We start from the raw sequence: 12634 nt of genomic DNA on the forward strand, positions 1-12634 counted from the left end.
ACCCCGCCGCACACGGATCCGCCAGCCGGAAGGACGCCCGATGCCACCGACGAGTCCACCTCCCGGCCCCTCGGGGCCGCCGCCCGAGTCCGGCCGGCGTTCGGGTGCGCGTGCGCAGCCGCGCCGACGCGCGCGTCGCAGCGCCGGCACCGCCCTGCTCCTCGTCACGCCGGTCGTGGTGGCGGCGACGATCGGCTGGTCCCTTCATCGCGACGACCGAGGGCAGGACGAGCCGCCGGACCGTGCGGCCACCCTGCGCACGGCGCTCCCCCTGCAGAAACTGCTGAACTCGTCGCCGGAGAAGGCCCGCCAGGTGCACCGGGCGGAACAGTCGCTCGTCGCCACCTGCATGGCGCGCCACGGCTTCGCCTACGAACCGGCACCCGAACCGGCCGCGGGTTCGGAGGCGACCGGCTCCGTCACGTCCTCCTTCGGCATCGAATCCGTCGACCCGCCGGGCGCACGAGCGGCGGGAACCGAGCGTCAACCGGTGGAACGCCACCGCGGACAGGACTTCGACCGCGCCCTCTACGGGGACCCGGAACGCAGGATCTCCGCCCGGAACGAGGTCGTCCGCGTCACCCGGCCCGCCACCGGGTGCCTTGCCGAGGCGCAAACCCGTCTCCTCGGCGAGGACGGCCGCGAGCGCGATCTCGCGCTGCGCCTCGTCCTGGACCAGGGGGAGCGCGACGCGGCGGCGGGTCTGGCCGGCGACGCCGCCTCCCGTGCCGCCGACAGGGACTGGCGCAGGTGCATGGCCGAAGCGGGCATCCGAGCCTCCGACCCCCGTGCGTTCGCCCAGCGGCTCCCGAAGGACACGGACCTCACCGGCGATCAGTCGGTGGCCGCCGACCTCGAATGCAAGAAGCAGACCCGCTACCTGGAGCGCGGCTACGGCCGTCTCGCCGCCCTGCAGCGCGACTGGCTGACCGGGCACAAGGAGGACGCGGCCGCATGGAAGTCCCTGCGGGCCCGTGAAGCAGCGAACGCCGCCCGGGTGTTGCGGGGCGCCGCGCACGCCGCCCCCTGACGGAACGCCGAAGGGGTGCCCGAGCGTGCTCGGGCACCCCTCGACGAGTCAGGTCAGCGGACGACGACCTGGGCGCTGCCGGTGATGCCGCCGGAGGTCACCGAGACGGTGACGGTCCCGGCGCGGTGGGCGGTCAGGTGGCCGGTGGCGGCGTCCACCGAGGCGACCTTGGGGTTGCTGGAGGACCAGACATGGGAGGCCGGGTCCGCGATCGGGATGGTGAGCGGTGCGATGTTGTCGCCGGCGATCATGTCACCCGTCGCCGTGAGGGCGATCCGATCGCCCTTGGCGATCGGATCCTTGGGGCCCTTGACGCCGATCGAGGCCAACGCGGGCTCGACGGTGTACTGCAGGTCACCGTCGTCGCCGATGCGGACCAGACCGAAGTGGTAGAAGCCGCCCTGGTCGGCAGGGGCGTAGGCGGGCATGCCGAGGTCCGCGAAGGTGAACTGCGGGATGCCGCCCTGCTCGACGGTCGTGCTCCGCCCCTCGGGGTCGAGGATCTGCTCGGCGAAGCCGCGGGCGTGACCGTACATCATGATCGCGTGCTGCTTCGGGTGGGTCTCCTGGTAGCGCTGCACCAGTCGCAGATACATCCGCGCCTCCCAGCGGTCCGTGAACTGGCTGTTCGCGGCCGGGTGCGGGTCGTACGCGGGCATGTGGGTGATGACCAGGACGTCCTTGGCGGTGGTGTCGGTCAACTGCTTCACCAGCCAGGGGTACTGCGCTCCCGCCGGGTCCTGGAACGGGTCCGAGGACTGCAGGCTGCCGTGCGAGTTGTCGGTGACGATCATCCGCGCCGCGCCCTGGGTGTAGGCGTAGTGGGTGTCACCGAAGGTGTCGCTGTAGTTGCCGTTCTCCGCGTCGGCGCCCTGCGTGATCTCGTGGTTGCCGACGATGTCGCGCTCCGGGATGCCGAGGGCGTCCATCTTGGACTTGGCGTACTGCAGGTCGACCGGTTTGCCGTCGTCGGACATGTCGCCGAGGAACTGGGCGGCGTCCGGGCGGGCCTGCGGGCTGAGCGTGGGCAGCCGCTCCGCGAGGGAGTCCATGACGTTGCTGCTGACCGACCCGGGGTCGCTGGCGAGCAGGTGCGCGTCGTCGCCGGCGAGGAGGGTGGTGCCCTTCCTGGCGAAGTCGGCCGAGTCCTGCTCGAAGGACAGCCACTTCGGGTTGTCCGGGATCGGGCGGTACTCGGGGACCGTGACCGGTCGCGGCGAGTAGAGCGCCTGCAGTCCGGCGACGTTGAGCGAGCCGCTGTAGGCGGTGCTCGGACTGATGGCCAGGAAGTCGATGAAGCTGATCGTCAGCGGGAACTGCATGCCGGCGGGCAGCTGGGCGACCGCGAGGTGCCAGTCCTTCCAGGTGACGAACGTCGGATACAGCGTCGTGGACGTGCCGTTGACGCCGATGTACTTCTCGGCGAGCTCGATGCCGTTGCCGTCGCCCTTGATCCAGACCCCGATGCCGGTGGGGACCTGGCCCTCGTGGGTGTCGGTCTTCAGCGTGGTGCGCGGCGAGAGGACCAACTGCTTGACGCCGGAGCCGGCCGGCATCGAGTAGTCCAGGCGCAGGGAGCCGGACTCGGTCGAGCCGGGCGGGACGACGCCGGGATCGGCGGCCAGGGTGGCCGGCTTGCCGGTGGTGTTGTTGCTGAGACGCCAGACGTCGAGGCTGGTCATCGGGTCGACGACCTTGCTGACGCTGCCGACGGCGATCGACGTGGTACCCGTGGCGCCCGCGACGTGGGCACTGACCTCGGCGAGCCCGCCGTGGTCGGCATCGGCCGTGAACAGGCCGTGCGCGTCGACGTGGCCCAGTTCCTCCGGCGTGACCTTCCAAGTGGCGGCCTCGGCGGGGATCTGCACCTCCTCGCCGCCCTTGACGGTGCCGGACAGGGTGAGCTGCTGGGTGGCGCCGTTGTCGAGGTCGGCCTTGTCCGGCGACACCGTGAGCGTCTCCAGCCTGTTGACGACCTCGAGCTTCTCCGAGGTCGAGGCCTTGCCGTCGGAGGCGATGATGCGGCCCGTTCCCGCGTGGTGCGGCGTGAGCCTGCCGTTCTCGTACGACGCGAGGGACGGGGGCACGACGCGGACGTGGACCTCGCCGGCCGACGGGTTGGCGTACCGGTCGACCGAGTGCACCGGGAGCGGGACGGAGCCGCCGGCGACGGTGGTGACCTTCTCGCCGCCGTTCACCACGACCTCGACGGCCGGTCCGGCCGCCTTGGCGGTGGAGTAGAAGAAGATGCCGTTGGCCACCGGGCGTTCGGAGTTGCCGGGCAGGTCCGAGGGCGTGCTGACCAGCTCGGCCTGGTGCGCGCCGGGGGCGCGGCTGACCATGCCGGTGGAACCGCCGCCGTCGAAGAGCATCGCGGAGTGGGCGCCGTGGGCGACCATGTAGCCGGCGACCTCGTCACGGGTCATGCCGAAGGCGGTGGCGGCGCCGCCGTGGCCGTCGACGGCGACGACGATCGCGTGCTTGCCGTCCTCGGTGACGCCGACCGCGGTCTCCGGGTTGGCGCCGCTCGGCGGGGTGCCGGTCGGGTCCTTGTAGACCTTGCCGTCCTTCACCAGCGTGTCGACACCGCTGATCAGCTGGGTGAGGTCGTTGTCGGGCGAGAGCCGGGTGGCAAGGCCCACGCGGTCGCCGCCGCGCAGGGTGTCGCTCAGCCACTGCCCGCCGTCTCCGGCGCCGAGCAGGCCGAGTTGGCCGGCGGTCAGCCGCGGGACGGTGGTGAGGCCGGTGGTGATGTCGTCGACGACGAACCCGTCGTCGGTGACGTGGCCGAGCGCCAGGGTGGCGGGCCTGGCCAGGCCCGGGGTCTCGCCGAGGGCGGGCGTGACCTCGGTGATGCCGCCGGACGCCACGTCGTTCACGGTGTTCACCGAGGTGAGCGGGCGGGTCGTGGAGCCCACGGTGATCGTCCCGGAGAAGGTCTGCGGACCCATCACCATGCTGCCGTCGGGCTTGACGCCCAGTTGGGACGCGAAGCCCGGCTTGGGGCTCTTGAGGAGCCGCCCGTCGGTCATGATGCCGCCGAGCGGGCGTCCGCTGGCGTGGATCTCGAAGTAGTCGCCGTTGACACCGGCCACCGCGTGGGTGCGGTGGGCCATGGACGACGGGGTCTCGTCCGCCGGGTTGGTGAGGGTGTCGCCGGCCTGGACCATCCCGACCCGGAGGTTCGGATCGCCGAGGTCGGCCCGCAGCACCTGGAGGTGCTGACGTCCGCCGACGGTGTCGTAGGTCTCGCTGTGGTGCTCCAGGCCGCGCGTGACGGTCTCGGCCGACGTACGGCCGGAGTCCACCACCAGCGGCCAGTTCTCCGGTGTGTCCGGGAGCCAACTCCCGTGTGCCGCGTAGCTGTCGGCGGTCGCCGCGTCATCGGCGGAACCGACGGCGGGTCCTGCTCCCGTCACGGCGCCGGCCAGCGCCAGCGCCACCGCGGTCGCCACCGCGGTACGGCGGGCGGCGGGCCCCGCGGGTCTGTCTGCGCGAAGTCTCATCGTGTGTTTCCTCATGGACGTGCGCGCCGGTGGACACCGGCGCGCACGTCCACCGCACACGGACTCGGCGGATCACAGGTTTCCGTTCCGGGCGCCGCAGATGAGCAGGAGGAATGCTCTCGTACCGCATTTGGTCAAGTTGAGTAAACTTTCAACGAATCCGTCCTGCCTGACCGGGCGCCCGACCGGTGGTAAGTTCGTATACCAGTTGTATGCAACGGAGGGGGTCGCTGTGGCATCGGGACGGGACAAGGCCTACGCCTTCCTCAAGGAGCACGTGCTCACCGACCCTGAGCTGCAGGGCACGTTCCTCTCCGAGCAGGAGCTCGCCGATCGCATCGGGGTGTCACGTACGCCGATCCGCGAGGCGCTGCTGCTGCTGGCCGCCGAGGACCTGGTGCGGCTGGTGCCCAAGCGCGGGGCCCAGATCGTGCCGCTGACGGGGCGCGAGCTCAACGAGCTGATGGAACTGCGCGGGATCGTCGAGCGTTACGCGGCCGAGCGGGTCATCGCGGACGGCAAGGCCCCGCTGGAGGAGCTCCGGGAGATCCTGGAGCGGCAGCGGGCGCTGAGCGGGCCGGAGTTCGCCAAGGAGTTCATCGCTGTGGACCACCTCTTCCACGCGACGATCGTGGCCGCGGTGGGCAACGTGCTGCTGGACCGGCACTACGACGGGCTGCGCAGCCGTCAGGTCCGGGCCGGCGTGGTGGCGCTGTTCAACCAGCACGGACGGCAGGCCGCGGTGCTGGAGGAGCACCACGCGATCCTGTCGGCGCTCGCCTCCGGGGACGCGGACGCGGCGCGCACCGCGATCGACGGCCACCTGGACTCGACCCTGAAGGTCCTGCTCGCCGGCTGGTAGCGCGTGCCGGTGGCCGGTGGCCGGTGGCCCGTTGCCGGTTCCCGGCCGGTCAGGCCCGGCCCAGCCTGCGGTTGTCCAGCACCGGCACCGCCCCGCGCACCGACGCGACCTCCCAGGGACCCGGACACGGGTGACGTGATCGGCCTGCGGTACGACGTGGTGGCGATGGCGGCGCCGATCGGCTGAGGGCGTGCGGCTCAGGCGGCCCGTCGGACGTGCGCGAGGACGAGCACCGTGTCGTCATGAGGAGGGTGCGGCAGCAGGCGCGCCAGGATGTGGTCGGCCATCTCCTCCAGCGGACCCGACGCGCCGCTCAGCTCGGTGCGCAGCAGCGCGGCGCCCTGGTCGATGTCCCGGTCCCGCGCCTCGATGAGGCCGTCGGTGTAGAGGGCGAGGGTCGCGCCGTCGGGGAGGTCGACCTCGGTCGTCGCGAAGGGCTGTCCACCGACTCCCAGGGGGACGCCGAGGACGTCACCGATCGTCTCGACGGTGCCGTCGGCCCGGAGCACGAGCGGCGGGGGATGGCCGGCGTTGGCGATGCGGGCCCGGCCGCTCCTGGCGTCGTAGCGGATGTAAAGGCAGGTGGCCAGCTCGATGCCCGCCTCCACGGCGCAGGAGTCCAGCTCGGCGAGCAGGTCGGCCGGGTCCTCCTTGTGCCGGGCGAGGGCCTTGGCCGTGATGCGCAGCCGGCCCATGTTCGCCGCGGCCTGGACACCGTGCCCCATCACGTCGCCGACGACGAGCGCGACCCGGTCGTCGGGCAGCTCGATCACGTCGTACCAGTCGCCGCCGACCTCCGTGACGCGGCTGCCGGGAACGTAGCGGTGGGCGACCTGCACGTGCGCACTGGTCGCCAGGGCGGAGGGGAGCAGGGCACGTTGCAGCGTCAGCGCGATGTCCTGGACGCGGCTGTAGAGCCGCGCGTTGTCCAGGCACAGGGCCGCCCGGGACGACAGTTCCGCGGCGAGCCCCAGATCCTGTTCGTCGAAGGTCGGACGGGCGGCGGAGCGCCCGAACATGGTGAGCCCCTGGACCGTGCCACGGGCGATGAGCGGGACGATGGTGATACAGGTCAGGCCGCTGTCGAGGAGCAGCCGGGCGCGTGCCTTGTGGAGGACGGTCGTCGTCGCGAAGTTCGCGTCGACACCGAAGGTGACGGGGCGGTTCGTCCGCAGCACCTCATGGATCCTGGAGCCCGGTGGGTACGTCACGGTCTCCAGGCCGCTGACCAGCTCGATGGCGGGCGGCGGCAGGACGGTGCCGGAGGCGATCCGGCGGGTGATCAGCGGTTGTCGGGGATCGAAGACCTCGGGGTTGCCCCGCCGGTCCACCAGTTCCACCACGGCGGCGTCCGAGAAGTCCGGGACCGCGGCGTCCACGAGTTCCTGGGCGGTGACGCCGACGTCCAGGGACGTGCCGATCCTGGCCGTCGCCCGGTTGAGCAGGGCAAGTCGCTGACGTGCGGCGGTGGCTTCGAGGATGGCCTGTTCCCGGTCGGTCACGTCCACCATGAGTCCGCCCAGTCCGGGCCGGGTGCCGGCCGCCCGGTTCAGCGGGAACCACGTCACCGAGCGCACCTGGTCACGGTCGGGGTGGCCGGGGGTGCGCAGTCCGACCAGCGTGCCGACCACCGGTGGGCCGCCCGCGACGACGGCGCGGAGCATGTGCCGGTGCTCACCGCCGTCAGACGTGATCATGATGTCGTCGACGGGGCGCCCGAGATGGCTGTCGACGGACAGGCCGTCCATCTCGGCCAGCGCCTGGTTGAGGTGGACGTACCGCAGGTCCTCGTCGAGCATGACCAGGCCGATGGGGCACGTCTCGAAGAGGGCGTCGAGGAACGCGAGGTTGGTCTTCACCCGGTCGAGTTCGCGGCTCCTGGCCGCCAGGCCCATCACCACCGATCGCCCCATGGCCCCGGTCACGGGGAAGACCCGGAACCCGCAGTCGAAAACCGCGCCGCCACGATGCAGCACCGGCAGCCTGCCACGCCAGTAGCCGAGGGTCCGGGCGAGCTTCGCGAGCCTCTCGGCGGCGCCGGGGCTGCCCTCGGGCGGGCCGGGGAAGAGGGACGCTGCCGGCTCGGACAGGATTCCGTCGGGGGCGTGCCCGAAGAGGCTGTGGGCGCCGGGGCCCCAGAAGCAGATCCGGTCCTCCTCGTCCATACCGAAGACGGCGATGGACACGTGTTCGAGCAGGGAGCCGGGCTCCGACCGCAACAGCTCCCCTTCGTCTCCCGGCCGATCAGGTCGCACAGCTTGTTCCTTCCGCCTGAGGCGCGCGGGTCGCGCGGCCGCTTCGGGAGTACTCCGGGAGCGGTGGACAAACCCGATCGCCTTTCCCCATTGTGGGCAAGACGGGCTATTGCCGCCCACGGCGCACCATGACCGCCTCTCCGTGACGGCGGCTGACCGAGAGTGACGTCCGGTGGGTCGCGCGGCACCGCTTCGCGCGTGTCACACATTTCAGATGTCCTTTGTCATAAGGGTTGTAAGCAGCAAATGGCCCGCCGACCCAAGGAGTGCAGTGATGACCGGTCCCGTTCTTGAACCCGCGGCGCAGGAGATTGCAGATGCGACGGCCAATCCGCCGTTCCTCTACGAACTCGGCCCGGAGGGTGCCCGGAAGGTCCTGGACGACCTGCAGGCGGCGCCGGTGGCGAAGCCGGACGTCGAGGAGAAGTGGATCACGGTGCCCGCCGAGGTGGGGGATGTGCGGGTACGCATCATCAAGCCCGTGGGCAGCGAAGGCACCCTGCCGGTCGTCCTGTACGTCCACGGCGGCGGCTGGGTCCTCGGCAACGCCGGCACCCACGACCGACTGGTGCGCGAGCTGGCCGTCGGGGCCGACGCCGCCCTCGTGTTCGTCGAGTACGACCGCTCCCCGGAGGCCAGGTATCCGGTCGCCATCGAGCAGGCGTACGCGACCGCTCGGTGGATCGTCGCGAACGGCGCCGGCGAGGGCCTGGACGCCTCGCGCCTGGCGGTGGCCGGCGACTCCGTCGGCGGCAACATGACCGCCGCCCTGACCCACATGGCCAAGCAGCGCGGCGACGTGACCTTCGTGCACCAGTCCCTGTACTACCCCGTCACGGACGCGGCCCAGGACACCGACAGCTACCGGGAGTTCGCCGACGGGCCGTTCCTCACCGCGCGGGGCATGGCCTGGTTCTGGGACTGCTACACCACGGACCCCGCCCAGCGGGCCGAGATCACCGCCTCACCGCTGCGGGCGACCCTGGAGGAGCTCGCCGGCCTGCCGCCCGCGCTCGTCATCGTCGACGAGAACGACGTCCTGCGTGACGAGGGCGAGGCCTACGCCCGCAAGCTGACCCAGGCCGGGGTTCCCACCACGAGCCTGCGCTACAACGGCATCCTGCACGACTTCATGATGCTCAACCCGCTGCGGCCCACGCAGGCCACAACGGCCGCGGTCCAGCAGGCCGTTCACACCCTGCGCACCGTCCTGCACGGCAACTGAGACTCCGCGACCGAGACTCCCGTGCTGCGCGTCCGCAGCACCTGAACGGCTTCGACAGAGCTGACCTGACAGCTCTTCCGCGCTCGTGCGCGCGGAACTCACGGGCGTAGAACGGTGATGATCCTGTTCCGCCCCGGCGCACGGTGCGTTCCTTCCAGACGTGCGGCAGCCGCGCCTGCCGCATGCGGCCACGTCCACTGTCCGGACCGGCCGCCAATCTCTGCCTCGAAAGGGCCATCTCGTGAACCGTCATTCGCGCCTTCGGCGTGCCCGGACACCGCTCACCCTCGCGGCCACGGCGGCTGTCGCCACCGGCCTCCTCGCCACGACCATGGGCCCGGCCAGTGCCGCCAAGCCCGCGCCCTCCAAGGCCGGCAAGCCGACCGTCGTCCTCGTCCATGGCGCGTTCGCCGACTCCTCCAGCTGGAACGGCGTCATCAAGAGGCTGAAGGAGGACGGCTACCCGGTGGTGGCCGCGGCCAACCCGCTGCGGGGCGTGAGCATCGACGCCGCCGCCGTCAAGAACCTCCTCGCCGGCATCGACGGGCCGGTCGTGCTCGTCGGGCACTCCTACGGCGGAGCGGTGATCAGCAACGCCGCCCACGGCGCCGACAACGTCAAGGCGCTCGTGTACGCCGACGCCTTCCTTCCCGAGAAGGGGGAAAGCGCCAACGAACTGGTGGGCAAGTTCGAGGGCAGCGTCATCGGCAAGGTCCTGCGACCCGTCCCGATCACGAACCCGGACGGCTCCAAGGACTTCGACTTCTACATCGACCAGTCCAAGTTCCACCAGGCCTTCGGCGCGGACGTCCCCGCGCGCACCGCCGGACTGATGGCGGTCACCCAGCGCCCCGGCACCGGCACCGCGCTGAACGAACCGTCCGGTGAGCCCGCCTGGAAGACCATCCCCTCCTGGGCCGTGGTCGGCACCGACGACCGGATCATCCCCCGCAAACTCCAGCTCTACATGGCCAAGCGCGCCGACGCCCACATCAAGGAGGTCAAGTCCTCCCACGCGGTGAGCGTGTCCCAGCCGGACACGGTCACCCACGTCATCGAGCGGGCGGCGCGCACGGTCCGCTGACCGGCGCGGCCCACGGGGCAAAGGGCCGTCACACCGGGGTGCCGGTCCTTTCCCCCTCCCGCACACACCGGCGACACCGACGAGCACAGCCGAGGAGTGAACACATGACCCACAGGCGCGTACTCGTCACGGGCGCGTCCAAAGGGATCGGCCGCGCCCTCGCCGACCGACTGGCGGGAGAAGGTCATACCCCGGTCGGCATCGCCCGCAACGCACCGCGGTCCTTTCCCGGCGAGTTCCATGAAGCCGACCTCGCCGACCGTGCGGCCACCGATCAGGTCCTCGGCACGGTGCTGGGCGCGGGACCGGTCGACGCCGTGGTCAACAACGTGGGGCTGGTGCGGCCCGCGCCCGTCGGGGAGGTCGCGCTGTCCGACCTCGACGCGGTGCTCGACATGAACGTGCGCACCGCCGTCCAGGTCGTGCAGGCCGTCCTGCCCGGCATGCGTGAACGGTCCTGGGGCCGCGTCGTGAACGTCACCAGCCTGGTCTCCCTCGGACTGCCCGACCGTACGTCCTACGGCGCGGCCAAGGCCGCCATGGAGTTCCTGACACGAGGCTGGGCCGGAGAGCTCGCCGCACACGGGATCACCGTCAACGCGGTCGCCCCGGGCCCCACCGAGACCGAGTTGTTCCGCGCGAACAACCCGCCCGGTTCGGCCTCGGCCGCCCGCTACCTGGCGGGCGTTCCCATGGGAAGGTTCGGGCGCCCGCACGAACTCGCCGCCGCCATCGCCTTCCTGCTCTCCGAGAACGCCGGATTCGTCACCGGCCAGATCCTGCGCGTCGACGGCGGCGCGAGCGTCGGCCGCGCCTGACCCGCCCGGGCCCGGCGCTCCACCCGACGGACCGTGACTCACTTCGCCCCGGACGGTGCGCCAGGGCTCAGGTTCGACAGGTGCCGAGGCCGGTTCGACTGGAACCTGCTCGACTAGGCCACGGACGGGCCGGTCGCCGGAGGCCTGATGGCGGCTTGGACCAGGGTGTGTGCCAGGCTCGTGCTTTCCCGCAGGCTGTCGGGAGAGAGGGGCTGCAGGGCCAGGGCGCCCTCGTGCAGCACCAGGAGCCGGGTGGCGAGGGCGGCGGGGTGTGAGCAGCCCGCCGCGGCGGCCAGTTCCTCGAACAGGTTCCGCAGCCAGAGCTTCTGGTCCGCGGCGACGCGATGCGCGGGATGCGCGGGGTCCGGCAGTTCGGCGAGCGCGTTGAGGAACGCGCACCCGCGCTTGTTGGTCTCGCTCCATGTGCGCAATGCCTCGAAGGGTGCGGTGACGGCGTCGCCGGGGGAGTCGCTGGCGTCGACGGCGGCCCGGACGAGGGAGCGCCAGCGCCGGTCGCGTTCCGAGAGGCAGGCCGCCACGAGGTGGTCCTTCGACCCGAACTGGTTGTACAGGGTCCGCTTGGTGACGCCGGAGTGCTCGGCGATGAGATCGACCCCTACCGCTGTGATCCCACGCGCGTAGAACAACTGCTCGGCGGCCGCCACGATGCGGCGGCCGGCCGGCGTCATCGGCCGCGTCGCGTGCACGACGCCCCCTTCACTGATCGGTGTACGGTGGGAGAGGTTCACAGATCAGTATACCGGCGGGAGGTTCAGGGATGAGCGTGTCCCAGTCCATGCGAGCGGTGCGCATCACCGGACACGGAGGACCTGAGGTACTCGAAGTCGCGGAGGTCGCCGTCCCCGTGCCGCGGACCGGGGAGGTGCTGGTCGGCGTCGGCGCGGTCGCCGTGAACAACACCGACCTGTGGACCCGGCAGGGCGCCTACGGTCGCCCGGGGGACCCGAAAGCGCTGTCGGGCTGGCGCGGCCCCGTCGACTTCCCGCGCATCCAGGGCGCCGACGTGGCCGGGCGGGTCGTGGCCGTCGGGCCCGGCGTGGCGGAGAGCCTCCTCGGACGCCGCGTGGTCGTCGACCCCGCGCTCTACGACTCCGAGGGGCCGGACGCCCACCCGGTGGGCCTGATGGGGAGCGAACGGGACGGTGGATACGCCGAGTACGTGACCTCGCCGGTGGAGCGGGTGCACGACGTGACCGGCTCCGCGCTGACGGACGACCAGCTCGCGACGTTGCCGACCGCCTACGGCACCGCGCTGGGCATGATCGAGCGAGGTCGGCTGCGACAGGGCGAGACCGCCCTGGTCTCGGGAGCGTCCGGCGGCGTCGGCCTGGCGCTGGTGCAGCTCGCCCGGGCGCGTGGCGCACGGGTCCTCGCCCTCAGCAGCGGTCCCAAGATCGACGCGGTGCGCACAGCGGGCGCGCACGCGGTCGTCGACCGCTCGGGGAACATCGCCGAGCAGATCCGCGCCGCCGCCCCGGACGGTGTGGACGTCGCACTCGACGTCGTGGCCGGCGAACTCGTGCAGGAAGGACTGCCGTTGCTGCGCGAAGGGGGCCGATGGGTCGTCGCCGGCGCACTCGGCGGATACGACGTGGCCTTCGACGTGCGCCGGCTCTACCTGCACAACGCACAGGTCATCGGATCCTCGATGCACACGCCCGCGCACTTCGACCTCCTCATGGGGATGGCGCGCCGGGCCGAGGTCCACCCCGTCGTGGCCGCGACGTTCCCACTGGAGCAGGCCGCGCGGGCGCAGGAGGAGCTTTCGCGCAGGGGCCACGTGGGGAAGATCGTCCTGCACCCCTGAGGCCGGTCCGGGAGGGTGAGAGCGCA

9 protein-coding genes are annotated in these 12634 nt (G+C 71.6%); 6 read left to right on the top strand and 3 right to left on the bottom strand.

What is annotated here, in order from left to right:
* The first annotated feature begins 40 nt into the window (after positions 1–40).
* Entirely contained in the window at positions 41–1030 is a 990-nt protein-coding gene (locus ACZ7LV_RS03320) for a hypothetical protein (protein WP_471935181.1), read from the top strand.
* 53 nt (positions 1031–1083) lie between these two features.
* Here ACZ7LV_RS03320 and ACZ7LV_RS03325 read toward each other — a convergent pair whose 3' ends face one another.
* Positions 1084–4536 carry a phosphodiester glycosidase family protein gene (locus tag ACZ7LV_RS03325; protein WP_471935182.1) on the bottom strand — a complete coding sequence of 1151 codons (3453 nt, stop codon included), beginning with the start codon at positions 4534–4536 and terminating at the stop codon, positions 1084–1086.
* Between the two features lie 232 nt (positions 4537–4768).
* Between ACZ7LV_RS03325 and ACZ7LV_RS03330 the strand changes: the two genes are divergently transcribed.
* A complete protein-coding gene (locus ACZ7LV_RS03330) occupies positions 4769–5398 on the top strand; it encodes a GntR family transcriptional regulator (protein ID WP_471935184.1) in 630 nt (209 codons plus the stop codon).
* 197 nt (positions 5399–5595) lie between these two features.
* Here ACZ7LV_RS03330 and ACZ7LV_RS03335 read toward each other — a convergent pair whose 3' ends face one another.
* Positions 5596–7653 (bottom strand): SpoIIE family protein phosphatase, encoded by a 2058-nt coding sequence (locus ACZ7LV_RS03335; protein WP_471935186.1) that lies wholly within the window; start codon positions 7651–7653, stop codon positions 5596–5598.
* Positions 7654–7927: 274 nt separating this feature from the next.
* Between ACZ7LV_RS03335 and ACZ7LV_RS03340 the strand changes: the two genes are divergently transcribed.
* From ACZ7LV_RS03340 to ACZ7LV_RS03350, 3 genes are all read left to right on the top strand, one after another.
* Entirely contained in the window at positions 7928–8878 is a 951-nt protein-coding gene (locus ACZ7LV_RS03340) for an alpha/beta hydrolase (RefSeq protein WP_471935188.1), read from the top strand.
* A gap of 241 nt (positions 8879–9119) precedes the next feature.
* Positions 9120–9962: an alpha/beta fold hydrolase gene (locus tag ACZ7LV_RS03345; protein WP_471935190.1), complete on the top strand. Its 843-nt coding sequence runs from the start codon at positions 9120–9122 to the stop codon at positions 9960–9962.
* A gap of 104 nt (positions 9963–10066) precedes the next feature.
* Positions 10067–10780: an SDR family oxidoreductase gene (locus ACZ7LV_RS03350; RefSeq protein WP_471935193.1), complete on the top strand. Its 714-nt coding sequence runs from the start codon at positions 10067–10069 to the stop codon at positions 10778–10780.
* Positions 10781–10893: 113 nt separating this feature from the next.
* Here ACZ7LV_RS03350 and ACZ7LV_RS03355 read toward each other — a convergent pair whose 3' ends face one another.
* Positions 10894–11469 carry a TetR/AcrR family transcriptional regulator gene (locus ACZ7LV_RS03355; RefSeq protein WP_471936087.1) on the bottom strand — a complete coding sequence of 192 codons (576 nt, stop codon included), beginning with the start codon at positions 11467–11469 and terminating at the stop codon, positions 10894–10896.
* Positions 11470–11558: 89 nt separating this feature from the next.
* On the opposite strand from ACZ7LV_RS03355, the gene ACZ7LV_RS03360 reads away from it, so the two are divergent.
* Positions 11559–12608 carry a zinc-binding dehydrogenase gene (locus tag ACZ7LV_RS03360; protein ID WP_471935195.1) on the top strand — a complete coding sequence of 350 codons (1050 nt, stop codon included), beginning with the start codon at positions 11559–11561 and terminating at the stop codon, positions 12606–12608.
* Positions 12609–12634: the final 26 nt, after the last annotated feature.

Source organism: Streptomyces sp. NPDC107562 (assembly GCF_055657325.1).

Bases quoted from the DNA above. Each gene is read 5' to 3' on its own strand.
- ACZ7LV_RS03320 (WP_471935181.1), top strand. From the start codon at position 41: ATGCCACCGACGAGTCCACCTCCCGGCCCCTCGGGGCCGCCGCCCGAG.
- ACZ7LV_RS03360 (WP_471935195.1), top strand. From the start codon at position 11,559: ATGAGCGTGTCCCAGTCCATGCGAGCGGTGCGCATCACCGGACACGGA.
- ACZ7LV_RS03355 (WP_471936087.1), bottom strand. From the start codon at position 11,469: ATGACGCCGGCCGGCCGCCGCATCGTGGCGGCCGCCGAGCAGTTGTTC.
- ACZ7LV_RS03340 (WP_471935188.1), top strand. From the start codon at position 7,928: ATGACCGGTCCCGTTCTTGAACCCGCGGCGCAGGAGATTGCAGATGCG.
- ACZ7LV_RS03350 (WP_471935193.1), top strand. From the start codon at position 10,067: ATGACCCACAGGCGCGTACTCGTCACGGGCGCGTCCAAAGGGATCGGC.
- ACZ7LV_RS03325 (WP_471935182.1), bottom strand. From the start codon at position 4,536: ATGAGACTTCGCGCAGACAGACCCGCGGGGCCCGCCGCCCGCCGTACC.